Source organism: Puia dinghuensis (genome assembly GCF_014642875.1).
Classification (GTDB): domain Bacteria; phylum Bacteroidota; class Bacteroidia; order Chitinophagales; family Chitinophagaceae; genus Puia; species Puia dinghuensis.
In genome coordinates this window covers 628,245-651,394 of the sequence record NZ_BMJC01000005.1, presented here as the reverse complement: position 1 = coordinate 651,394, position 23,150 = coordinate 628,245, and the positions used below count along the sequence as shown (strand labels likewise).

Below are 23,150 nucleotides of genomic sequence, written 5' to 3'. Positions count from 1 at the left end.
AGTGACTACTATGAGACATGTTCTTGCGGTATTGGTGTTGGTCGTGATGTTCTGCGGCTGCAAAAAGCAATTGGAGCGGCTGAATCAGAACCCCAATGGAGCGGATCCTTCTACCACCAGCCCCAACTTAGTATTATCTACTGTTCTGACGACTACCGGGCAGCAATATGTCAACTTGGGATATGGGGATATTGCGGGGGTCATGCAGCATACCCAGAACGACGGGGGGACCGGTCCGCACAATGAATACGATTGGAGCGGGACCAATACCTGGACTCCCTGGTATGATATCCTGCGAAACAACAAATACGTCTATGACAGAAGTGTAGCGCTTGGATTCGAATTTCAGCAGGGGATCAGCCTGACGATGAAGTCCATGATCTTTGGACTGATCGCTGATGTATGGGGAGACGCGCCTTACTCCCAAGCCCTGGAAGGGGATGCCGGCAATACCTTCCCTCCTTATGACAGCCAGCAATCCATCTATAGGGGTATTCTGGCGGATCTTCAAAAAGCCAATACGCTTCTTGCCAAGCCGGCAAATGCCTATACAGGTGCGATAGGGACGGCGGATGTCTATTATAACGGGAATCCGGCTCAATGGCGCAAGCTGGCCAACTCCCTGGCTTTGCGGTACTATCTACGGATATCGGACAAGCTGCCTGCTATTGCCAAAGCCGGGATTGAAAAGATCGTTGCCGATCCCACTACCTATCCAATCATCACCTCTGCGAACGATGACGCCCTGATGGGCTTTGCGGGCAACAGCGTTAACGATTCCTGGCCAAACGCAGTCGCCTACAATTCGGATAGCGGGCACTACCGGCAGACTAAAATGTGCGCCACTTTCGTCAAAACTCTGGAGTCTATGAATGATCCCAGGCTGGGTGTATGGGCAAACAAAGTGCAGATATTCCTCCATGTGCAGAACAATTTCCCTGCCCGCACCGATAAGATCGTGGACACTATTGTAGGAGGCGAAAGCCGGCAAGTACGTTACCTGTCACCAGATGTGCTTGCTGCAAAAGGGTTAACGGTAAACGCTATCAACCAGGACCCCAATTATGTAGGTCTTCCGCCTGCCATCCAAGGGGGGCCGGTGTATAATCTGGGACCCGACCCTTCCCAGGGCGCTCACAATCCTCATGTGTCCTGGTTGAACACTATTTATACGGGCGCCAATGGGTCACTGTTAAAAGTGAGGTTGTTATCGGCTGCCGAGGTTCATTTCATCCTCGCTGAGGCCGCATTAAAGGGTTGGGCTGCCGGGGATGCGCAAACACATTATAATGCAGCGATCCAGGCTTCCTTTGTAGCCTGGGGACTTGCAGGCGCCTACTCTTTTTATATTGCCCAACCTTCGGTAGCCTTCAATGGCACGTTGCAACAACTGATCACCCAGAAATGGATAGCCTCGTGGACGGCAGCCACCGAATCCTGGTTTGATTGGCGGCGGACAGGATACCCGGTGCTGGTGTCAGGTCCACACGCAAAATGCCCGGTGTTGCCCGTTCGATTGTATTATATGCTGGATGAACGGAACCTGAATTGGGCTAATACGGAGTCAGCAGAGAATAACCTTCAGCTGACGAGTTATTCGGGATATGGCGCGGATGCCACTAATAGTTATCAAAACAGCGCCTGGTCGAAACCGTGGGTCTGCCAGGGGACGGGGAAACCCTGGTGATGTAGCAAGTTAATTTTTTATATATGAAGAAGATCTTTTTGCCTTTTGCGCACCTATTGCTGTTCGGGCAGATTGCTGTTGCCCAGACCCTTTTGCCGGCGGTGAAAAACGGATTTGTTGTAATCGCTCACCGGGGCAATCACGTCAATGTTCCGGAAAATACCCTGGCTGCTGTCGAGGAAGCTATCCGGGTCGGGGCAGATTATACGGAAATGGACTTGCGTACGACCAAGGACAGCTTCCTGGTACTGAGTCATGATGCTACCGTAGACAGGATGACCAATGGTAAAGGTCGCGTAAGTGACCTGACGCTGGAGGAGATAGAGAAGCTGACTGTTAAAGGAGGTGCTTACCGTATCCCGGAATTCAAGGATATCCTGCGCGCCTGTAAAGACCATATTAATATATACCTGGATTTTAAGGATGCTGATCCTGCCGCCGCTTACCGGCAGATACAGGCCGCGGGGATGGAAAGGCAGGTGGTGGTGTACCTGAATAAGGCCTCGGATTATGGTAAATGGAGAGCTGTAGCGCCGGCAATGCCGCTGATGGCGAGCGTACCTCGTGACGTAAAGAACCCCGAGCAGCTGCGGGCTTTCCTTGGCCGGGCTTCGTTGGCGGTATTGGACAATGTAACGGATACGGCGCTGCTGGCTGTCACGAGGGAGAAAGGGGTCGCCGTATGGTTGGATGTAGAAGGGCCGGGTGAGAACCCTGCGATGTGGGATATGGTGCTGCGGAAATCTGTTCAGGGGATGCAGACAGATCATCCTGAGGCCATGGATAGTTACCTGCGGCAACATCATTGGCGGGATGGGATGCCGGCAGATGCCGCCGGCTCGGTGGGAAGTGCGGAGTCTGCTCCGCCGGCTCCCTCGGTTTACAGAAAACTACCGGATCTTGCTTATGGTCCGGGAGGGAGAGATCAGCTGGTGGATTCCTATGTTCCGGATGAAATCGAGAATGCCAAGGTAGTTGTCTATATCCACGGGAAGGGTGGCGACAAAGATCAGATTCCCGATGCCCTGCTTGCAGCGCTTGTTGGCCGGAGGAAATACATAGTGGTTTCGATGAATTATCGCCCGGGGCAAGTGGCGGATGTCAGGGAGGTATTGACCTTTGTGTCGGGCTATGCGGATCAATATCATTATAACGGTAAGGAGTTTGCGCTGATGGGTAGTGGTGTTGGAGCTCAATTGGCAATGCAATATGCTTCTCAATATGATACTGCCAGGCGTATAAAAACGGTGGTCGATTATGAGGGGCAGACAGACATTGCAAAGACGCTGGCGCAGCTGGACAAGGATTTTCCTTCGAAATATGCGGGGACCGCGGCGGGTGCGGGTGCGAATGCGGGGACCCCAGTGGGAGTGAGGACCAGTGTGCATTCCGGGAGCAGCGCGAATATGGGAGCCGGCACAGATGGATCGTCCGAGGTGGTACCGAAGAAGGTTCTGCTGCCCAATGGATGGACGCTTACTCCGGCGGGACATGCTCTCCCGCTTGGCGATCTGCCCTTGAATATTGCTGTCTCGACGCAGCATTATGTGGCGGTGACCAATAACGGGGAAAGCACCCAGACGATCCAGCTGATAGATGTGGGCAAGGAGCGGGTGGTAGACAGCCTGGTTCTCCCAAAATCATGGCTGGGGCTGAAATTCAGCGCTGACGGGAGATTTCTTTATGCGTCCGGCGGCAATGATAACTGGATACTGAAATATGCTGTCGACTACCAGGCAGCCGCAGCGCGGGACGGTGGTCATGCCCTCAGCTTTGCCGATACCATCCCGTTGGGGAAAAGATGGCCGGAAAAGATCTCGCCCGCGGGGCTGGACATCGATGACAAGCGGCAACTGTTGTATGTCGTCGCCAAGGAGAATAATTCGCTGTATATCGTTGATCTTACCACGAAGAAGATCGTTCAGCAGATCGGGTTAGGGGGAGAAGGGTATACCTGTCTTCTTTCTCCCAATAGGAAAGAGTTGTACATTACCTGCTGGGGTTGTGATAAGCTTTTGGTTTTTGATACCGAACATCGCCAATTTTCGGGAGAGATTGCAGTTGGCGACAATCCCAATGATCTCTGCCTGACAAAGGACGGTCGCTGGCTGTTCGTTGCCAATGCCAATGACAATAGCGTGTCGGTGATCGATGTCCGTACCAGAAAAGTCGTCGAGACCCTCAATGCGGCATTGTATCCGGATGCGCCTCCCGGATCAACCAGTAATGCGCTTGCTTTGAGCGCTGACGAAAAGACGCTCTATGTGGCGAATGCGGATAATAATTGCCTGGCTGTATTCGATGTGCGGGAGCCGGGGTCAGCTAAGTCGAAAGGTTTTATACCCGTGGGCTGGTATCCGACGGCGGTGAAGGTTATAGGAAAAAAGATTTGGGTAGCCAATGGAAAGGGGCTTTCCTCCATGGCCAATCCTTTCGGTCCGAATCCGATCGGCCGCCGCCAGGAAGTGAATTATCAGCAGGGCGATCTGAAGCAGGCGCAGCCCGTACAATATATCGGGGGGCTGTTCAAAGGAGCGATGAGCATTATCGATGAGCCGGATGATCAATTGCTGAGTCAGTATTCTGCGCAGGTTTATCAGAATACACCTTATAACAAGAAAGGGGAATTGGTGGCTGCCGGGGAAGCGGGTAACCCAATACCTATGAAGGTTGGTGATCCTTCCCCCATTAAATACGTTTTCTATATCATCAAGGAGAACCGGACCTATGACCAGGTATTGGGCGATATGAAGGAAGGCAATGGGGATACGAGCCTGGTGCTGTTCGGCGAGCGTGTCACTCCTAATCAGCATGCGCTGGCAAACGAGTTCGTCTTATTGGATAACTTCTATGTAGATGCAGAGGTCAGCAGCGATGGGCACAACTGGAGCATGGGCGCCTATGCGACGGATTACCTGGAAAAGACCTGGCCTACCGGTTATGGCGGCCGGGGCGGCAGTTATGATGGGGAGGGCAACCGCGAAGTTGCCAATAATAAAGGTGGGTTCATCTGGGATCATTGTCAGAAGGCGGGTGTTTCTTTCAGGACCTATGGGGAATTTGCGGATCATTATAAGCCGAGTATCAGCGTGCTGCAGGGGCATTATTGTCCCGGCTATGCCGGCGGGGATCTGAGTATTACGGATACTGCCAGGTTTAGCAGGTGGAAAAGGGATTTCGATTCCCTGCTATCGGCGGGAGTGGTGCCCCATTTCAATACCGTCCGGTTTCCAAACGATCATACGGAAGGGGTGAGAAGGGGAAGGCCTACGCCATTCGCTCATGTTGCGGATAATGACCTGGCGGTGGGAAAATTTATCGAATACCTTAGCAACAGCCCTATCTGGAAGGAAACGGTAGTGTTCGTCCTGGAAGACGATGCGCAAAACGGACCCGATCATGTAGATGCCCATCGCAGCCCTGCGTATATTGCGGGAGGGTTCGTAAAAAGACGTTTCGTGGATCATACGATGTATTCCACTACTTCTATGTTGCGGACGATGGAACTGATACTGGGTATCCCTCCCATGAGCCAGTACGATGCTGCCGCCACACCGATGTGGAATTGTTTTTCGGCTACGCCGGATATGTCCCCATTCCGTAGTTTGCCTTCGAATGTCGATCTTACGGAGAAGACTACTGCCTGGAACGAAATGGTAAAAAGATCGGCTGAACTGGACTTCACGAAAATTGACCGGATCCCGGATGGTTTATTCAATGAGATACTGTGGAGGGGGATCAAGGGGATGGACGCAAGGGTCCCTGCGCCCCGGAGGGCGGCTTTTGTAAAGGCCGGTATCGAGAAGGACTAATTGGAAGCTACATTATCTTTGGCAAGCTTGCATTTCTTCAAATCCTTTTGGCCCTGCTGATCATCCTCTAATTTGAGCCCAGTCTCGGCAAAGGCAAAACCCATCTTCACCTGCTGTCTTATATAATAGATCTTTCCTGCCTCCACCATAATGTTAAGGCTCGATTTATTTTCGGCTGTAGACATCAGCGAATGTGTGCCGGGGTCCAGCATGGTATAGACGTATTGCCCTGCGCCCGTTGAACCGATATGTACGCTGTCGCATCTGACACCCATCTTGATAAGCGCGCCGAACCCGGATGGACGAAGGATATACACGAGAGCTTTCCCATCCGCAGGCGTGAGGCTCCTGGCTATCTTATCTTTTTCTTTGCGGGAAAGGCCGCTTTTGGGATCAGTCGTTGCACTGAACAAAATACAATCTATTAACTATCGGTTAGTAAATGGAGACAGCTTTTAACCACGGGTTAACCGGGGGCTGGTATATCTTCGTCCTCGTTGCTAATTTTTAAATAAATTAAAAGCTGCCTTTTATGAAAAACACATTTACTAAATGTGCTGGTACACTATTATTGTCCGCCATTACCATCTCAGGTTGTAAAACCATTGGTCCGGGAGAAGTTGGTTTCGTTGTCCACAAGGGTGTGATAAAACCAGGTATTTTGACACAGGGCCGTCATCATTACAATATTTTTACATCAAGCATTCATACGTTCAATACCCGGATAACCGAGTATTCTGTTGTTATGCGGCCGCCGACCAAAGAAGGACTGGAAGTGAAGGTGGATCTGACGGTTTTGTATCACATTAAACCGGAAGCCGCTCCTGAGATATACTCCAATGTTGGGATGGATTATGGGAATAAGATCGTTATCAATAATTTCATGGCGATCGTCAGGGAATATACGATGACCTATTCTGCCGTAGAACTGCTTGGCGAGCGGGAGGTTATAGAAAAGAATATTGAAGATAAACTGCGAGCTGCAATTTCGGCTTACGGAATTGTCCTGGATGATGTGCTGGTTAAAGATATAGACATGCCGGCACAAGTGCTCCAGGCGATAGAGAACAAGGCTAAAGCGGATCAGGTAGCCAAGCTGACCAAGCTTGAATTGCAAACAAAACGGGAACAGGAAGATTTTGATCTCGAGACCAGGGAAAAAGAATTAAAGTTTTCGCTGGACAAGCAAAGGAATGATTCCTTAATGATGCAGATCGATGCCAACGCGATAAAGAACTATCAAAATACCATCAATGCATCGCTGACGGACAAGTTGTTGAAATATAAAAGCATCGAGGTGACAAAAGAGCTGGTGAAATCGCCAAATGCCAAGGTTATCATTACGGATGGGAAATCGATGATGTTGAATAATATTAGTGACAAGTAAGCGGGCTTGCATATTCAGGATTATTGCTCTATATTCAATCACAAAACCTATAAACATGTTACTTCATCTACTACTTGGCGGCATAGCCGGATGGCTGGCTGGACAAGCCATGCGGGGAAATGGATATGGGGTGATCATAGACATTATTCTTGGATTACTGGGTGGATGGATCGGTGGCTATATTGGACAAAAGATGGGAGTACATCTGGGCGGCAAGATCGGGTATCTTGTTACTGCTTTTTTTGGTGCTGTCTTATTGGTCTGGATCAGCAGGCTGATCAGAAGGAGGGTCTGACTTGCAGACCCCGGTCAGTGATAAGTAACGGAGAAGGAGCCGCTTGCGATGGTCTTCGAAGTGCCGTCGTTAGTGACATTTTTTGCGACGCCACTGAAAGTGCCCTGCACCTGTTTGGCTGACTTATTGTAAGAGGTGATGGTGATGGTGCCGGAGCCGCCGATAGCAGGATCTGCTATATAAATTGTGGATGAGCTGCTGCTGACCTTTACGACATATTCCATTATGATGCCGGCCGCAATATTCATACTGTAGGTGCCGGTACCAAGCGTATCCGGGAAGGCGATGAGAAGGGTATTAGTCTGGTTGTTGTCAGACCCCGCCATGGCTATAAGATGGGCGCTGGTGGAATCTACTCCATAGACATAGGTGGCTTGCCAGCTAGTGCCGTCGACAGTGGCTTTCAGCGAGCTGCTGCCGTTGTTCGAGTTATTATTGTTGTTGCTCTTACTGCAGGCCATCAGGCAGCAGAAAAGGATGGCGGACAGGAAGAGGGGTAGCTTTAGGATGGGTTTTGTGTACATGGCATTTTTCATTTTGTTGGAACAAATATCTCTTGATATTTGCCCTAATGCAATAGAACAAAAGTTGTGCCGGGACTCGGCCGTGGGGTGGAGTTGTGCCGGATGGAACCCGGCCGTGAGGGGGTTGTACCGGAAGGGGTTCGGGCGGGGGGCTTGAGTTGTGCCGGGTGGGTTGCATTTACGACCGGGGGATGATCCTGTCGTAAAAGCCCCCATAGCTGTTTTGGCGGACGCCGTCTTCTCTGAAGAACTTACCGGGAAAGCCGAGGTCGATGGCGCTGGCTTCGTCCAGTTTTTTAAGATCGTCGGGGGATAGCACGAGGTCGACAGATTTGAGGTTTTCTTCCAATTGATCGACACGGGTGGCGCCCACAATGGGGATACATTCGAAGCCCTGCTGCCGCGTCCATTGCAGCGCCACATGGCTTGGCTCTACGCCTAGTCTGTCCGCTACGGCCATTACTTCCTGGGTTATGCGGATGCTGTTCTCATCCCGCCGGTTGCTTTCCGGCTTTACCCGTCCCTGCCCACCACGCAAGTATTTACCCGTCAGCGCGCCGCCAGCCAAGGGCGCCCATGGGGTCACCGTCATACCAAAATGCCTGGCCATGGGTATCAGATCGCGTTCGGGCGTGCGCTGGATGAGGCTGTACTCGACCTGTAAGGCAATGAATTGGCTCCAACCCATGAGTTCGGCAAGGGTATTTCCCTTACTGACGATCCAGGCCGGGGTGTCACTGATGGCGGCATAATTGACCTTGCCCTGGCGGATCAGATCGTCGATTCCCCGCAACACTTCGTCGATAGGGGTAAGGTCATCCCAGATATGGAGATACAGGACATCGATGAAATCGGTTTGCAGTCGCCGCAGGCTTAGCTCGACGCTGCGCATCATGTTCTTCCGGTTGTTGCCGCTGGCGTTGGGATTAGTGGTATTATCCTTTAGCGAATATTTGGTAGCTATTACAAAATAGTCGCGGTCGCGCGGGTTGATGAATTCCCCGATGAATTTTTCGCTGGTGCCTAACTTGTACAAATTGGCGGTATCCAGAAAGTTGCCACCGGCATTGGCAAAGGCTTCCATGATAGCGAAGCTGGTCTCCCTGTCGGCGCCCCACCCGGCTTCGGTGCCGAAACCCATTGTTCCGAGGCATAGTTCAGATACTTTTAATCCGCTGCGTCCGAGTAATTTATATCTCATAGAGGAATAGTTATGGATGGCAAAAGTATCGATTTTTCTGTGCAACGTTTTATGGTGAATTTATGTCAGACCAGGAGTAATAACTGCACTTATGAAATTCCTTATGATCTTTGGGCTGGTGGTTATCATAGCTGTTGGCTGCGGGAAAACGGCAGTGGTTGACAATTATGCCGAAGCGAAACAGGCCATAGTCGGGACATGGCATGTTATGTATGATTCGAGCTCGAGGGGAGTGGGTTTGTCGAGCGAGGTCATCGCCTATAGAGGGACACCGGCGGATTATTATCAATTCTCGGCGAACGGAAATGTTCATGTCAGGGAAGGCCTGGTTGATGAAACGGTAGAATATACCCTCCTACCCGATTCGGCTGCGGGTAACAACACTTTCAGGATCACTATAGGCATGGATTACCACCTTTGTACTTTTGGTGGATCTGTTGCCCATATCCTGGTCATTGGGACCGGGTTCTCTGACTCACCCGGTGGAGTTATCGGCAAGAGGCTGGTGTTGTACCGGTGATGAATATAATTGTGTAACTTAAGCTTCTAAACAACACTCTTATGCCGGAGAATCACTGGCAGCATGTACCGCGTGTCGCGAAAGAAATTCGTAAAGGGCTTCGTAAAATGAAGCCGCTTAAACAAAGGAAGAACCCGGTGATTGCGTTTATTCTCGGCTTTTTGTTACAAGGTATCGGAGTCGGTTTGTATTTGGAAAGCTGGAAAGACTTTTTTGTTTGTGTGGGCATATTTGTTTTGTTTTTTGGTATTCTGCTGCCTACCGTCATTGGTGAAGAATTGTTGGTTCCGGCAGCGGCGCTCTTTTGCGGGATCTATGGAGCCTGGAGAGCAAATTCTTCGAATAAGAAAATGGCCCGTGGTGGGCTTGGGAGTCCGCGCTGAAAGAACTTTTCAGGAATTGACGATTTAATCTTATTTTTAATGTGACCTTCCCTGCGGAGTGGGACCCCCTCTGCATCGCAACCTCTACATAAGTCTGATCTACTCACCAAAATCGATTCGCATATGAAAAAGCTCCTTTTGTTTGCATTCGTATTCATGGGTCTTTCCTTTATTCCCACCAAGCGCGCCACCTCACCGGCAGCGGATACCCTCTCTAAGAAAGAAAGGAATTATGCTGTCAAATTCCTGAAGGAGACGGAAAATGATGTGCTGGACAAAGTGAAGGGGTTGAGCCAGGCACAGCTGGAATATAAGCCTGCGCCCGACCGTTGGAGTGTAGAAGAATGTGTAAAGCATATCGCTATTACCGAGCAGGCGCTATGGCAGATGTGTTCGGATTCGTTGAAGCAAACTGCCAATCCGGAAAAACGGAGTGGGATCAAAATGACCGACGCACAGCTGATCTCCATGATCGAGGACCGGTCGCAAGGGCATAGAGTGAAAACCATGGACCCGTTCAAGCCGGAGAACACTCCTTACAAGTCGATGGATGAGGCGCTTGCTTCTTTCAAGGAGAACAGGGCAAAATTGATCGCGTATGTAAAGGGTACACAGGAAGACCTGCGGGATCATGTGGCGGCGATGCCATTCGGAATGGTCGATTGCTATCAGATGATCTTATTCATTGGCGCCCACAGCAACCGGCATTCGCAGCAAATGGCGGAGGTGATGGCGGACCCGGGGTTTCCCAAGTGAGCGGAAATGGTGAAGGCTTAAGGATGCGGGCTCTTTTCCCGCAGAAAGGATTCGATGGCCGCGAAATTTTGCTTTTCTACCGCGTCAAAGCTTTCAACGGTTTGCATATAGATTGCCCAGCCCAACCTTCTTTGGGGACGTCGAGGCGCTGCGAATAGTTCGAATATGGACAACGAGCTGAACCGGTTTCTTGTGGCCCAGGAGAGGGATTATCCGACCGCGCTTGCCGAGATCAGGCAAGGGAGGAAGCGGAGCCATTGGATGTGGTATATTTTTCCGCAGCTGCAGGGGCTTGGCTATAGTCCGACGGCGCGGTTCTATGCGATCAGGGACCTCGGGGAGGCGAAGGCTTATCTTTCTCATGAGACGCTGGGGCCGCGGCTCGTCGAGATATCGCGCGCGTTGCTTGCGCTGCCGGGCCACGATGCTACCGCAGTGATGGGGAGCCCGGACGATCTCAAGCTGCGGAGCAGTATGACCCTTTTTTCGCTGGCGCCGGGTGCGGACCCGGTGTTTGCGGCGGTGCTGGATAAGTTTTATCGCGGACAAAAGGATGAGAAAACAGAAGCCCTTATATTTGGCTACTAAAGTCAACATGATGCAAAAAAAGGCTCTCGTATCCCTTCTCTTCTTCCTTCCTTTTAGCACGCTTATAGCACAAAAGACCGCCAATTATCGCTACGAATACGACGACAGTACGCTGCAACTGCAAGGCCCGGCGACGCTGATGTCTTTTAACCGGCTGATCCAGTCTGCGGGCCAGGTGATCACCTATGGCGACTCGACGCTGGAGAATCATACCCTTGACTTTGCTATTTTACCGGACAGCCAGCATATAGCCGTGGAAGGCCGCTATGACGTCGTCGTACTGGATATCCAAAGCCGGCAGATCGTGCATCGCTGGAGCTACCGGGGGGGCGACCCGGCTACGAGGGGATTGATGAGCACTTATTCGGGGATCAAGGCCTTTGGGTACGAGGGGCATACCTATATCGCCTGGGGCGCGGGGAACACCCGCCAGTCTGCCATTATGATTGCCGAATGGGATGGGACGGGGCTTACCAATGTCACCAGCATCCGGGTGGACGCGGTGGCGCCGGCGGCGACTGCATTGCCGAACGATGTTGCCGTACAGGTGGAGGCCGGTATTCCCTATCTATATGTAGTGTTGAATGGGAACAATCAATTGTTGAAGATACGATTTACGGACAGGCAGGTGGTATGGACTGCGCCTGCGGGAGTAGCGCCTTATGGGGTGAAGGTTGTTGGCGGGAAGGTCTATGTCACCAATTGGGCGGGGCCGCTTGTCACCGACACCAGCCTGGAAAATGCCGGTACGCCCTGGGGCAGCGCCTATACCAACCCGGTGACGGGTGGTACGGCGAGGGGCAGCCTATCCATCATCGATGCGCAAAGCGGAGGATTGCTGAACGAGCTTCCGCTGGGCCTGCATCCCAATGCCATTGCCTGTAGCCCTGACAGTCTCTACCTGTATATCTGTAATGGCAACAGCGACAACATCAGCGTGGTGGATGTGCGGCGTGGTGTCGTGACCGACAGCATCCCCGTAGGGTTATTCTCGGGCAGTATCACCTACTATGGCAGTAGCCCCAACGCCCTGCAGCCGGATAAGACGGGGACAACCTTATATGTTACCAATGGATTTGACAATGCGGTGTGTGTGATCCGGCTGGGCGACAATGCCGCTGCTCATGGCCGGGGCAGGAGCGTGGTAGAAGGGTACATCCCCACGGAAGCTTATCCTGGTGGGATCACGCTGCTGAATAACGATCTCTATGTCGCCAATATCGAGGCAAAGGGTTCGCGGGTGCTCTCCCCGGTGCGGGGATTAAAGGAAGGCCAGGAAGGACCAGGCGGTGGCGAACGGCTGACGGCTTATACCATTCACCAGGAACTCGCTTCCCTGAGCATCATACCCGTACCCACGGAAAAAGAATTGAAGGCGTACACCAAAAAAGTACAGGAGCAAAGCCTGTTCTTCCGGCTTGCGCTGACCAACCAGCCGGCGCGCCAGCGTATAGCTCCCAGGCCTGTACCGGAGCGGATTGGCGAGCCTTCTGTTTTTAAGCATGTGGTCTACATTATCAAAGAGAACAAGACTTATGACCAGGTGTACGGGGATTTTGCCCGGGGCAGGGGGATGTCGAAACTGTGTGTGTATGGTGACAGTGTTACTCCGAACCAGCACAGGCTTTCGGAAGCTTTTTCCCTGCTGGATAATTACTATGCTTCGGGTAAGTGCTCGGCAGAGGGCCATCAGTGGACAGACGCCGCCATGGTATCCGACTATATTGAAAAAAGCGTTCGGGCCTGGTTTAGAAGTTATCCGCACCGGCAGGAAGATGCGATGGTGTATAACCGCAATGGGTTTATCTGGAATAACGCACTCGATCATGGGAAGAAGGTACGGGTATACGGTGAGGCTTGTACGACGAAGTATGATCATTCGCTGCGTTGGAGCGATATTTATCAACGCTGGCTGAACCACGAGGACCAGGGATTTACCAATACCACGACCATTGCCCGGTTAAGGCCCATTATCTCGCCGGCGTACCCGGATTGTGATAACCTGGTGTTTACGGATCAACTGCGGGCCGATATCTTTATCGACGACCTGAAGCGGGCCGATGGGGCGGCGGGTGACAGCCTTCCTGACCTAATGGTACTTTCGCTGCCCAATGACCATACGGCGGGGTTGTCGCCGAGTTTTCCCGCTCCACAAGCGATGGTTGCGGACAATGATCTGGCGGTAGGCCGGATCATCGAGGCTATTACGCATAGCCGATTCTGGGACAGCACGGTGGTCTTTATTACAGAAGATGATTCCCAGTCGGGTTGGGATCATATCTCACCTTACCGGACGACGGGTCTTGTGATCAGTCCTTATTCGGTGCTATCCCGCGCCATCCATACGAATTATAACCAGACGGGGATGGTACGGACGATCGAGCAGATATTGGGTATTCCGCCGATGAATGTGATGGATGCTACGGCGTTGCCGCTGTTCGATTGTTTTTCGGATGTAAAGTCGCCTTATTTATTTGCCCATGTTCCGAATATGATCCCGCTGGACAAAATGAATAAACCGCTGGCCGCGCTGAGCGGGAAGGCGGCGTATTACGCCCGGGTCTCCGCGAACCAGGCCTTTAAGGATGTGGATGGGGGTGATGATGAGATGATGAATAAGATACTGTGGTTTGCCGCGAAAGGAGATGAGCGGTATCCGGGGCCGGTGGTGAGCGGAGCGAAGGTTGGGCGCTAATCCGGGGCGGAGTATTTTTTGCTTGATATATTATTTTTATTTACTTTAGGTTAGCTTTTCCTTTCCTTGAGTTAGACCTTTATTGTCTTTTCCTACCTTTTGTCAACCTGCGTTTCGATCTTATCGCGGACGACTTTTTTACTTTTTAATTCAAAATTAAAATTATGCCCAGAACCCCCGCCCTGGCATTGCTGGTATTTCTTGCCGCATGCCATTCCACGCCTTCCACTCCGGCGACTGATTCGACCATGGCAAAAACGGATTCTGCTGCTATGATGAAGCCTATTGAGTCTCCTTACCAGATCGCCTATTCGTCGAAGTTTGTCATCGATGACAACAAAAATGCCGAGTCTGTGCTGAAGCTTTGGAAGGTTTATGATAACGGTGATCTCAGCGCCGGTAAGGACCTGATCGCCGACTCGATCAGGATCTACCTTGGAGATGGGACGGAGATGCGTGGCAGCCGGGATAGCATGACCGCAGCCGTACAGGCATTCCGGAACTCGTTTGCAGCAGCCGTCTCCCGGGTTGATGCGGTGATGGCTGTCAAGAGCACGGATAAGAATGAGCATTGGGCCCTGATCTGGGGAACGGAAACGGACACGCATAAGGATGGGAAGATAGATTCCACCGATCTGCAGGAGACCTGGCGGTTCAACAAGGATGGAAAGGCCGATGTCGTGTATCAATACGCCAGACCGTTGGGGCGCCAGAAAATGATGTCACCGAAGATGACCCGGAAGAAAAAATAGATTTTCCTAATTAAATATTGTTTTGCCATGAAAAATTCTCTTTACTGGGTGGCTGCGTGCTGCCTGTTGTTTTCTTGCAATAGTGGTGGTTCCACTTCCGCGGCTAAAGATACGACTGCTGCTGCCCCGGTGGCCCCTGCCACTCCGCCGCAATCCGAATTTGCCGATGCCCGGTATACGGAGATGGGGAAGAAGATGATGGCTCAGTTCGCTGCCGGTGACATTCCGGCCTGGATGGACAATTATGCAGACAATGCGGTGTATATCTGGTCTTCCGGCGATAGCCTTTCCGGAAAGGCGGCGATTGCGAAGTACTGGACGGAGCGACGTGGGGAGACCGATTCCGTACGATACCTCAATGATATCTGGTTGCCGATGAAGGTTAACAGGCCGCAGCAAGGGCCGGACATTGCAGGTGTCTGGCTGTTGAACTGGCGTGAAGTGCATTTAAAATTCAAGAATGGCAAAAGGATTGGTTTTTGGGCCCATACGGCTTCCCATTACAACGCTGCCGACAAGGTCGACCGGGTGGTGGCCTACGTGGACCGGGCGCCTATCAACAAGGCGCTGGGGGTGCATTAACCGGCGGGAAACCGGTGATGCGACCGAGGCGACGCTTCGGCCGGGTGGGTATGGCTTGCTTCGAGCAGGAGCGAAAGGGTGTGCCCGTAGAGGCCGTCCGAACGCCGGTAATAAGAATATCTTACGGTGATGGCGTCGAAGAAAAAATGGTGGCCGAGGGGCTGCCGGGGAGCATAGCGGGCTGTCACCCCTGCCTTGTAGCTGGTGAACTTTGACAGATCGTAATCGGAGGTATAATAGCGTTCTTTTGGATCGGCTGCTTTGTCGGGCCGGAAATAGTCAGCTGCCGTCTGCATGTAGAACCTTGCCAGCGGCGCGAGGGTGAGTGTCTGCGTAAGCTCGATGGGGACTTCGAGTTGCCAGGTATGGGCGTTGATGCCGAAGTTGTCGTGATAGAAGCGATAGTAGGATCGTAGGATAACCCTGTCGCCCACGAAGGAATTCAGTTGCAGGCCGATGGGCCATTTTGTTCTTTCGCGGGGGAGGTTCTCTACGCGTTCGGTATGATCATCGTTGAAGAAGACGCGATGGTAAGGCGTAGAGAGCAGCCCTTTTTGCAGCACGAATTCCGGGAAGATAGCCAGTTGCATCCGGGCATTGATCACCTGATAGAAGGCGAAGTCGAAGTTGTAGGAATATCGCCGATAGATGTTGAACCAGCTGGTGTCCCTGAGCTCTACCGGATAGACGAGTTCGAGGGGGCCGTGGTAGGTCAGGGCCAGGCGGCCATAACGGAGGTCGTCGAAATAGCACTGCACGGAGCCGCTGACCTCGCGGGTACCCGTTTTATTGACATGGCTGATGGAGATGCCCGCAGGAATAGACAGGTAGGCGGATTCGATGGAAAAGCCGGTGTTGACACCGTAGGTTGTGCGTGAGCCGCGGGGCTGATAGCTGAAGGCAGGGCTGAGGTGCATGCGAGCGGAGACCCTGGAGGCTCCTGTACCGGCATCGAAGTCGATCTTGTCCATCGAGGCGGAGGTGATCACATCGATGCCACCATTGAGCTTATAGGTATGGATGGAGTCGGGCCGGTGGGTGATGGTGAATTCCGGGGCATAGACATGCAGCCATTCCGTGCCGATGCCGCCGGTGATGGCGGAGTGGTTTCCATCCTGGGCATAATAGGAAAAGAGCACCTGGACCTCCTGGGTAGAGATGCGTTGCTTTTTATAAAGACTGTCCGGCATCGCGTTATGTTTTTGGGAGGATGCGTGCAGGACGGCGGAGAGCATGGCTAATGTGAGGTATTTGTTTTTCATAGGTTAATTGCAGCCGCAGCCGCCGCTGGCTTTTCCATTGCCGCCGCCGCTGGCTGCTTCGCGATAGGCGTGTACGCTTTCATCGAATTTGTCAATATCTGCCCGACCCAATTGCATGTTGGCATCGTTGAGGTATATGTGCTGGTAGGGTTTGACGGTTTTGCATCCCGCGGTTGTGACGGTTGCGGCGAGGCCGGAGATGGCCGCCCATCGGATAATGAGGATGCCTTTACGAAGCGACATGGAAATTGATCTTTTTTGACGTAAATATCTCGTTGTTATCGTCTATCAGAATAGCGTGGGTGTCGGGGAGCTGGTCGACCAGGTGGATGCCGGCCTCGATTCCCATCACCGTGACAGCGGTGGCCAATGCGTCCGACAGTTCGGCGGAGGGGCTGATGATGGTTACGCTCTGCACCCCCCTGACGGGATGGCCTGTTCGGGGGTCGATGTTGTGCGAATAACGGACCCCATCGATCTGGACGTATTGCTCGTAATTCCCGCTGGTAGCTACTGATGCATTGTCCACCGGCAGCCAGAGCAGGTAAGCGTCGGGATCGTGGGGATCGCGTATCCCGATCTTCCAGGGGTGACCGTCCGGTTTGCATCCCCAGGCGGTGAGATCGCCGCTGGCGTTGATGACGCCCGCGGTGACGCCGCCTGCCTTCCACAGTGCCTTGACCTTATCTGCGGCATAGCCTTTGCCGATGGCGCCGAAGCCGATGCGCATGCCCGGTCGGGAAAGGAAGACCTGATGCTCCGGCAGGAGCTGGATATATTGGTAACCCATGCTTTGCATGGCTGCTGCGAGTCTTTCGGGGGAGGGGAGCTCTTTGCCTCTTTCCTTGAAATTATACAGGGATCGCAGTGTTGCTGAAGAAATGTCGAAGGCGCCCTGGGTGAGTGCGGAGAGGTGAAGAGACCGGTTGATCAGCTGATAGACTTCCGTGCCGACCGTTTGGGCCTGTGTGCCGGCGTAGCGGTTGAGAAGGGCTGTTTGGGAGTCGTCGCTGAACTCCGTCAGCAGGTGTTCGATGCGGCGGATCTCTTCAACTCCTTGCTGCAATTGCAGCAAGGACGATGCGTAGTCCTTTTCAACTACGATGAGCTCGAAATCCGACCCCATCAGTCTGGTGTTGACGTGCTGCTGTATCATAGGTGGTATTGGTTACATCCACCAAGGTATTTATTTTTTCTGAATGGCGGCAGATTCATTGCATTAGCCGGGAGTAGCTTTACCGGCCTGAATCATTTTTTTAACTCCAAAACCATAAACCTTATGGCCAACTCGGCAAATTTCCCGACTTCGGTTACTGGTAACATTTACCCAGACAACCCCAATCCACAATTCCCGGAGCAGCTATTTCCAGCGTTCAATCCTGCTAATGCCATTGTCGGCGTGGCCTTCTCCGGCGGCGGCGCCAGGGCTATGTCGGCCGCTATGGGGCAGATGCGTGGTCTCAGGAACAGCCTTGGCTACACCGATATCGGCGCCATCTCCTGCGTATCGGGCGGCTCGTGGTTTGGAACGCCATTCACCTATGCCTCGTCCAAGTATGACGACGACACGCTGCTGGGGCTGCAAACCCCGCCTTCGCAACTGACGGTGGAAGGATTGCAGAACCTGAATACGAATAATATCTGTTCGGCACTTCCACAAATGACGAACGGCTGGGTGTCGGCAGAGCTGGGCCTCCTTTATCTCATTGGGGTGCCCTATAACCGGCTTTGGTCGAGAATGCTGAATTTCTTTATTCTGCTACCGTTGGGTATAGGTGATACGAACACTTTCTTTACCCTGAATCCCACTACGCTGGCCCAATTGCTTTCGCTTAACCCATCGCTTACGCCAAGTAACTTCTACCTGCAACGGGATAACCGGCCGTTCTATATCGGCGGGTCGACGCAGGCCTATCCGATGGGCGATGGTATGGTGATGCGGCATTTCGAAAATACGGCGATGTATACCGGGACTCCGCAGATGTGGGGTACTATTGGGGTTGATGGCCAACATTTTGGGTATGGGTATGTCGACAACCTGTTGTTCGACACGGTGGGCCAGGGCGCGACGGGGTTTGACGAGGTTACGGCCAATCTGAACACCAACCCCGAGAATGGACAACTCCTGCTTTTCACCCTATCGGATCAGATGGGCAGCAGCAGCAGCGCACCGGGCGCCGACCTGGATTATTTTGACGACAACCCGGATTATTTCCCGCAATTCAATTATTGGTGTCCGACGTATGTAGATGACCCTGCTACGGTGTACAGCTATGTGGATGGCGGCGACCTGGAAAATACCGGCATTATCCCACTGCTGAGAAGGCAGTATCCTATTGTCCTGGCCTTTGTCAATACTTCTTTGCCGTTGGGTGGAACGGACCCCTATTATTATGTGGATGGCGTCGATGCGCAGATCAGCAGCCTTTTTGGACATTATCCGGAGCAGAACCCAGTGATGCCACCCATTGTACAAACACAGGTGCTGAATGACGATGGAAAGTTTGCCCAATTGGCGGCTGCTTTGGCCAGCAAGAAGGCTAACGGCGAGCCGCTGGTCTATGCCGATCTGTATACCGTTTACGAAGGCAATTATTTTGGCGTGCCGGCTTATCCCGGGGCTGGGAGCTTTTTTATTGTCTGGTATTACAATGACATGAATCGGCAATGGTACAACGAGCTGCCGACAGCTATCCAGGAATTGCTGACGAGTACGGACCCGACCAATTACATGGCCAATTTCCCCAACTATGCCACGGTGGGCCAGAACAGCTATGACGACATACCGGAGGTGTTGATGCTGACGCCGCAGCAGATAAATTTGTTAGCCAATATGCAATGCTTTACCGTGTCGACTCCTGGCAACCTTGCGCTTATTAAGGAGTTGATGGAGAAGGTGGCAAGCCGGGAGGCGGTGAAGCCCTGAGATGGGGCCGGTGCTTGTCGGTTATCCGCGGCGGATGGCAAAATCTTCGAAACGGGTTTCGGGGAGCGGGCGGCTTTCCACTTCCGAGACGATGGCGCGGCTTGGGCCCTGGCGGCACCAGGCAATGAATTTGTCCAGGGCGGCTGCTTCGCCAGTGGCGGTGATCTCGACATAGCCTTCGGGAGTATTCCTGACCCAGCCGGTGAGGTGGAGGCGGTCGGCCTGTTCCTTGGCGGAGGCGCGGTAGTAGACGCCCTGGACTATTCCTTTGATGAGGAGATGGATGGTTGGCATAAAAGACGATAAAGGTAGGATTTTATGGAGTGGGCCGATCGGCAGCCGAAACACACTTGTGGGTTATTTATGCACGCCGCTGTGGTTTTTCTACGCGATGATGGGTTTTAATAATTTAGTAATGCCTGGAGTCAAATTCTTTTGCTTATTTCGATGACCTCGGAAAAAGTAAAATCATATGAAGTATCTCCTGCCGGTTATAAGTTTGTTCTGCTTCCCTTTTTGTGTCTTGCATGCCCAGGACGACCTGAAGAAGTATGTAAATACGATGCCGCCCAATGTGGCTTCGTTTGAAAAATACGGCGATGTGCCGTTGAGCTATAATACCGGGCAGGTGGCGGAGACGATTCCCTTGTATACTTTTCCGATAGACAATGTCGTGAGCATACCGATAGACTTGAGCTATAACAACAACGGGATGAAGCCGGACGCGGTTCCTTCCTGGGTAGGGCATGGATGGGATCTGATGCCGGGTGGATATATCGTGCAGGATATCCGGGGTTTGGATGACCTTGGGATAAACGGGATGGCCGATCCGAACGCTAAAGCGGCAGCGGTGAGCTTTATGACGGGGGCAATGCCGGTGGCCAACCGATATCAATACATCCATGATGCCTTGGGAGGGCTTAACGATTCGCAGCAGGATATCTTTTCCCTGAACATTTTGGGCAAGTCAGCCAAATTTTATTTTGACGGCAGCCAGATCAAGTTCCTCAAGTGGATGCCTTATTCGGTGGTACTGGATAACAATAGGAATTTTATCGTCACCGACGAAAAAGGATACCAATACACCTTCGGGTTGAGGACCTTCAGTTCGGGCAGTATCAACAATGACCCTTTCAACCAGGTGGTGGAGGGTGGGAGCAATACCTGGTGGCTTACCAAGATCGTCACACCTTATGGCACGGAGGCCGACCTTACGTGGCAGCAGGATGCGCAGTATCAGACAATTACTACCAACAATTCTTATAGTGTAGGGGCGACCGGCATCCAGCAAAGCGGATGCATATTTGGCGCCACCGGTCCCAACCAGGTGCAGTCCATTTCCCTTATAAACCAGGAGGTGTTGCAGAGCATCAGTTACCAGGGAAGGAAGGTGCTTTTCAATACCATTGCCAGGAACGACCTTACAACCATCAATAGCACGGTGGCGCATGCCTTGTCTTCGATACAGGTGTTGAATGATAACAGTCAACTGGTGAAGAATATCAACTTTTCTTATGATAACAACGCCCGGTTGAAGCTGCTCGGCCTGTCCGTGCTGGACAATGGCACGAATGCGCCGGTGCAGAACTATACTTTTAGCTATTATCAGTATAATAGTAATGATCTGACCAGCATTCCCCTTATTACCAGCGCCAACAGGACCTACGCCATCGACCATTGGGGATATTATAATGGGATTACGGGCAATACCTTCAGCGGGGTACCTAAAGCCAATTATGCCCTTGCCATACCTAACAACAATTATAATGTCAATTGGTCTATTCCGGGGGACAATGACCGGACCGCTTATTGGGATGCCGCCCGGATGGGGATGCTGCAAAAAATTACCTATCCTACCGGCGGGTATACCACTTTCGACTATGAGGGCAACCAGATAATCTACCCATTTGTGCAGGGGATTCCAGCCTTCCTCAACTATAATCTCAATTACAGTAACAATCTTGTGAACGTGCCCGGCGCTTCGGATGCCACCAGCTGCCCCAGTGCGGAGGGTGAGTCCGGTATGAAGACCGGGACCTTTACGATCTCCACGGCAATGAATGTACAGGTAGATTGGCAATTTGTGTCGGTTGTCGACAATAGTGCGTATTGCGAGCTGCTTATCAGCAGCACGAGCGGTGGCAATCCCTATGTCAAAGAATTTGCCTATACGAGCACTGGAAGCGTCACTATAACGCTGCCGGCTGATACCTATACTTATACGATCGACCCGGGTTGTGCATTCGCGCAGCAAGGGGTGGACAACCCTTCTGTCAGTTTTCAGGTATATCAAATTTTGCCGGCCGGCAACATCCCGGTTTCTATCGGGGGTGACCGCGTCCTTCGCGTTACGAGCTACGACCCTGTTGCCAACCAGACCACTGTGAAGAAGCTTAGTTACGCCGATGAGGAATTTTACCAGATACCCAATTATGTGTCGCAGGTAGAAATGATAACGACGGCGTCGGCGGGGCTGCTTAACCTTCCAGCGAATGCCGACTGTGGTCCCCAATATTTCATCGGGGCGCAAAGTGTGGTGCCTTTCGATGGCAGTACCATCTATTACCGGACAGTGACCGAAAATCTCGGGGAGAATGGCGAGAATGGAAAGACGGTGTATTCTTATCCGTATCAGCTGTGGTATGCGAGTTCTTATACTCAGTCGCCGTATCCGCCGATAATGAACCTCTCCTGGCGGGCTACGGAACAGCAGAAGGATGACTATGTCAACCAGGGGAATGGAAATTTCTCTGTGCTGCATAGTACCGCTTATAAGTATACGGACCCGCCTGTCTGGAATACGCCGCAGATCGTGCAAGGGGTGAAATTCGGCAACGCCGGCGACATCATGGCGGGGCAGCCTGATCCGAATGACTATGGCCAATATTATAACAGTGGGCAGGTCTATTATCCCGCTGACCGGTTTGACAGGTCGCAGTTGACGGAAACGCAAAATACAAGCAGCGGTGGTCCCATAACCAAGGTGACCAACTATAGTTATAACGCCAATTATTTCCTCCCCTCCCAGGTGACCACGACGAATTCGAAGGGCCAGACGGTGGAGCAGGATATCTGGTATCCGGGAGATTATAACAGCAATGTGGCCAACATGGCTACGCTTGTGACCAATCATATGGTCGGGCTACCGGTGAAGACCACGACCAGCAGAAACGGGAATATTACCGACGGCACCGTGAGCGACTTTGATAATTCCGGTAATGTGACGGGTATCCACCGGTATGAGAGCAGTACGTTGCAGGCGCTGCCGGCGCATGATCCGGCCACGCTGTACCCCCCCTCTTTCAATTTGAAGCTGAGTCTGAACTATACGTCCAATGCCAAAGCTCAGGAATATCTCCCGGCGAACGATATCCCGACGGCTATACTTTGGGGTTACAATGGCTCTTATCCGCTGGCGGAAGTAAAGAAAGCGCATTACCAGGACCTGGTGAATGTATTGGGGCAGACCGTGATCAATCAGCTGAGCGGGAGCGCGCCCGGTACGGATGACCAGGTGAGGGCCGCGCTGAACCAGTTGCGGACCGACCCCAGGTTAAAGGGAGCGCTCGTCACCAGCTATACCTATCAACCTTTTATTGGAATGACGAGCCAGACTGATCCTGCCGGAAGGACGACCTATTACGAATATGATGGCCTGGGGAGATTGAAGCTCGTCAGGGACCAGAATGCGAACATCGTAAAGGCCTACGACTATCATTACCAGGGACAATAATGCTGTCGGTGGCCCCGGGGCGGCTGAGTATTTCGCGGGCCCGGCGG

General features: G+C 52.3%; 20 protein-coding genes. 13 read left to right on the top strand and 7 right to left on the bottom strand.

Annotated elements, in window-relative coordinates:
• The first annotated feature begins 10 nt into the window (after window positions 1–10).
• Both IEY39_RS24255 and IEY39_RS24250 read left to right on the top strand, forming a co-directional pair.
• On the top strand, window positions 11–1,687 hold the full coding sequence (locus IEY39_RS24255; RefSeq protein WP_188936553.1) for a SusD/RagB family nutrient-binding outer membrane lipoprotein: 1,677 nt from the start codon (window positions 11–13) through the stop codon (window positions 1,685–1,687).
• Between the two features lie 23 nt (window positions 1,688–1,710).
• Entirely contained in the window at window positions 1,711–5,499 is a 3,789-nt protein-coding gene (locus IEY39_RS24250) for a glycerophosphodiester phosphodiesterase family protein (RefSeq protein ID WP_188936552.1), read from the top strand.
• Here IEY39_RS24250 and IEY39_RS24245 read toward each other — a convergent pair.
• Entirely contained in the window at window positions 5,496–5,912 is a 417-nt protein-coding gene (locus IEY39_RS24245) for a DUF2846 domain-containing protein (protein WP_188936551.1), read from the bottom strand. The two genes, IEY39_RS24250 and IEY39_RS24245, sit on opposite strands and share 4 nt — an antisense overlap.
• Before the next feature lie 119 nt (window positions 5,913–6,031).
• On the opposite strand from IEY39_RS24245, the gene IEY39_RS24240 reads away from it, so the two are divergent.
• Together IEY39_RS24240 and IEY39_RS24235 are read left to right on the top strand one after the other, a co-directional pair.
• The gene (locus IEY39_RS24240) at window positions 6,032–6,886 is read left to right on the top strand and encodes a prohibitin family protein (RefSeq protein ID WP_188936549.1); all 855 of its coding nucleotides are present in this window, start codon (window positions 6,032–6,034) and stop codon (window positions 6,884–6,886) included.
• Window positions 6,887–6,941: 55 nt separating this feature from the next.
• Window positions 6,942–7,181 carry a GlsB/YeaQ/YmgE family stress response membrane protein gene (locus IEY39_RS24235; protein ID WP_188936548.1) on the top strand — a complete coding sequence of 80 codons (240 nt, stop codon included), beginning with the start codon at window positions 6,942–6,944 and terminating at the stop codon, window positions 7,179–7,181.
• Between the two features lie 14 nt (window positions 7,182–7,195).
• Here IEY39_RS24235 and IEY39_RS24230 read toward each other — a convergent pair whose 3' ends face one another.
• Entirely contained in the window at window positions 7,196–7,705 is a 510-nt protein-coding gene (locus IEY39_RS24230; protein WP_188936546.1) for a hypothetical protein, read from the bottom strand.
• A gap of 178 nt (window positions 7,706–7,883) precedes the next feature.
• Window positions 7,884–8,906, bottom strand: coding sequence for an aldo/keto reductase (locus tag IEY39_RS24225; protein ID WP_188936544.1), 1,023 nt, complete (start codon window positions 8,904–8,906; stop codon window positions 7,884–7,886).
• A 91-nt stretch (window positions 8,907–8,997) separates the two neighbouring features.
• Here IEY39_RS24225 and IEY39_RS24220 point away from each other — a divergent pair, with 91 nt between their 5' ends.
• The 7 genes from IEY39_RS24220 to IEY39_RS24190 all read left to right on the top strand — a co-directional run bounded on the left by IEY39_RS24220 (window position 8,998) and on the right by IEY39_RS24190 (window position 15,182).
• Window positions 8,998–9,426, top strand: coding sequence for a hypothetical protein (locus tag IEY39_RS24220; protein WP_188936543.1), 429 nt, complete (start codon window positions 8,998–9,000; stop codon window positions 9,424–9,426).
• A gap of 41 nt (window positions 9,427–9,467) precedes the next feature.
• Window positions 9,468–9,809: a hypothetical protein gene (locus IEY39_RS24215; RefSeq protein WP_188936541.1), complete on the top strand. Its 342-nt coding sequence runs from the start codon at window positions 9,468–9,470 to the stop codon at window positions 9,807–9,809.
• 123 nt (window positions 9,810–9,932) lie between these two features.
• Window positions 9,933–10,565 (top strand): DinB family protein, encoded by a 633-nt coding sequence (locus IEY39_RS24210; RefSeq protein ID WP_188936539.1) that lies wholly within the window; start codon window positions 9,933–9,935, stop codon window positions 10,563–10,565.
• Between the two features lie 165 nt (window positions 10,566–10,730).
• Window positions 10,731–11,153: a DUF1810 domain-containing protein gene (locus IEY39_RS24205; RefSeq protein WP_188936537.1), complete on the top strand. Its 423-nt coding sequence runs from the start codon at window positions 10,731–10,733 to the stop codon at window positions 11,151–11,153.
• Window positions 11,143–13,848: a bifunctional YncE family protein/alkaline phosphatase family protein gene (locus IEY39_RS24200; protein WP_229689071.1), complete on the top strand. Its 2,706-nt coding sequence runs from the start codon at window positions 11,143–11,145 to the stop codon at window positions 13,846–13,848. Before IEY39_RS24205 ends, IEY39_RS24200 begins: the two co-directional genes overlap by 11 nt.
• Before the next feature lie 164 nt (window positions 13,849–14,012).
• Window positions 14,013–14,600: a hypothetical protein gene (locus tag IEY39_RS24195; protein ID WP_188936534.1), complete on the top strand. Its 588-nt coding sequence runs from the start codon at window positions 14,013–14,015 to the stop codon at window positions 14,598–14,600.
• A gap of 27 nt (window positions 14,601–14,627) precedes the next feature.
• Complete coding sequence (locus tag IEY39_RS24190) at window positions 14,628–15,182, top strand: nuclear transport factor 2 family protein (RefSeq protein ID WP_188936533.1); 555 nt, start codon at window positions 14,628–14,630, stop codon at window positions 15,180–15,182.
• On the opposite strand, the gene IEY39_RS24185 is transcribed toward IEY39_RS24190, so the two are convergent.
• The 3 genes from IEY39_RS24185 to IEY39_RS24175 are packed head-to-tail and all read right to left on the bottom strand — an operon-like array spanning window position 15,179 to window position 17,600.
• Window positions 15,179–16,444 carry a DUF3570 domain-containing protein gene (locus tag IEY39_RS24185; RefSeq protein ID WP_188936532.1) on the bottom strand — a complete coding sequence of 422 codons (1,266 nt, stop codon included), beginning with the start codon at window positions 16,442–16,444 and terminating at the stop codon, window positions 15,179–15,181. The two genes, IEY39_RS24190 and IEY39_RS24185, sit on opposite strands and share 4 nt — an antisense overlap.
• A 3-nt stretch (window positions 16,445–16,447) precedes the next feature.
• A complete protein-coding gene (locus IEY39_RS24180) occupies window positions 16,448–16,687 on the bottom strand; it encodes a DUF4266 domain-containing protein (RefSeq protein WP_188936530.1) in 240 nt (79 codons plus the stop codon).
• Window positions 16,674–17,600: an FAD:protein FMN transferase gene (locus IEY39_RS24175; RefSeq protein WP_229689070.1), complete on the bottom strand. Its 927-nt coding sequence runs from the start codon at window positions 17,598–17,600 to the stop codon at window positions 16,674–16,676. The genes IEY39_RS24180 and IEY39_RS24175 overlap by 14 nt, the downstream gene beginning before the upstream one ends.
• A gap of 123 nt (window positions 17,601–17,723) precedes the next feature.
• Here IEY39_RS24175 and IEY39_RS24170 point away from each other — a divergent pair, with 123 nt between their 5' ends.
• Window positions 17,724–19,370: a hypothetical protein gene (locus IEY39_RS24170; RefSeq protein ID WP_188936529.1), complete on the top strand. Its 1,647-nt coding sequence runs from the start codon at window positions 17,724–17,726 to the stop codon at window positions 19,368–19,370.
• A 21-nt stretch (window positions 19,371–19,391) separates the two neighbouring features.
• Here the strand turns inward: IEY39_RS24170 and IEY39_RS24165 are convergent, their stop codons facing one another.
• On the bottom strand, window positions 19,392–19,664 hold the full coding sequence (locus tag IEY39_RS24165) for an acylphosphatase (RefSeq protein WP_188936527.1): 273 nt from the start codon (window positions 19,662–19,664) through the stop codon (window positions 19,392–19,394).
• Window positions 19,665–19,842: 178 nt separating this feature from the next.
• On the opposite strand from IEY39_RS24165, the gene IEY39_RS24160 reads away from it, so the two are divergent.
• Window positions 19,843–23,103: an RHS repeat domain-containing protein gene (locus IEY39_RS24160; protein ID WP_188936526.1), complete on the top strand. Its 3,261-nt coding sequence runs from the start codon at window positions 19,843–19,845 to the stop codon at window positions 23,101–23,103.
• The last annotated feature ends 47 nt before the right edge of the window (window positions 23,104–23,150 follow it).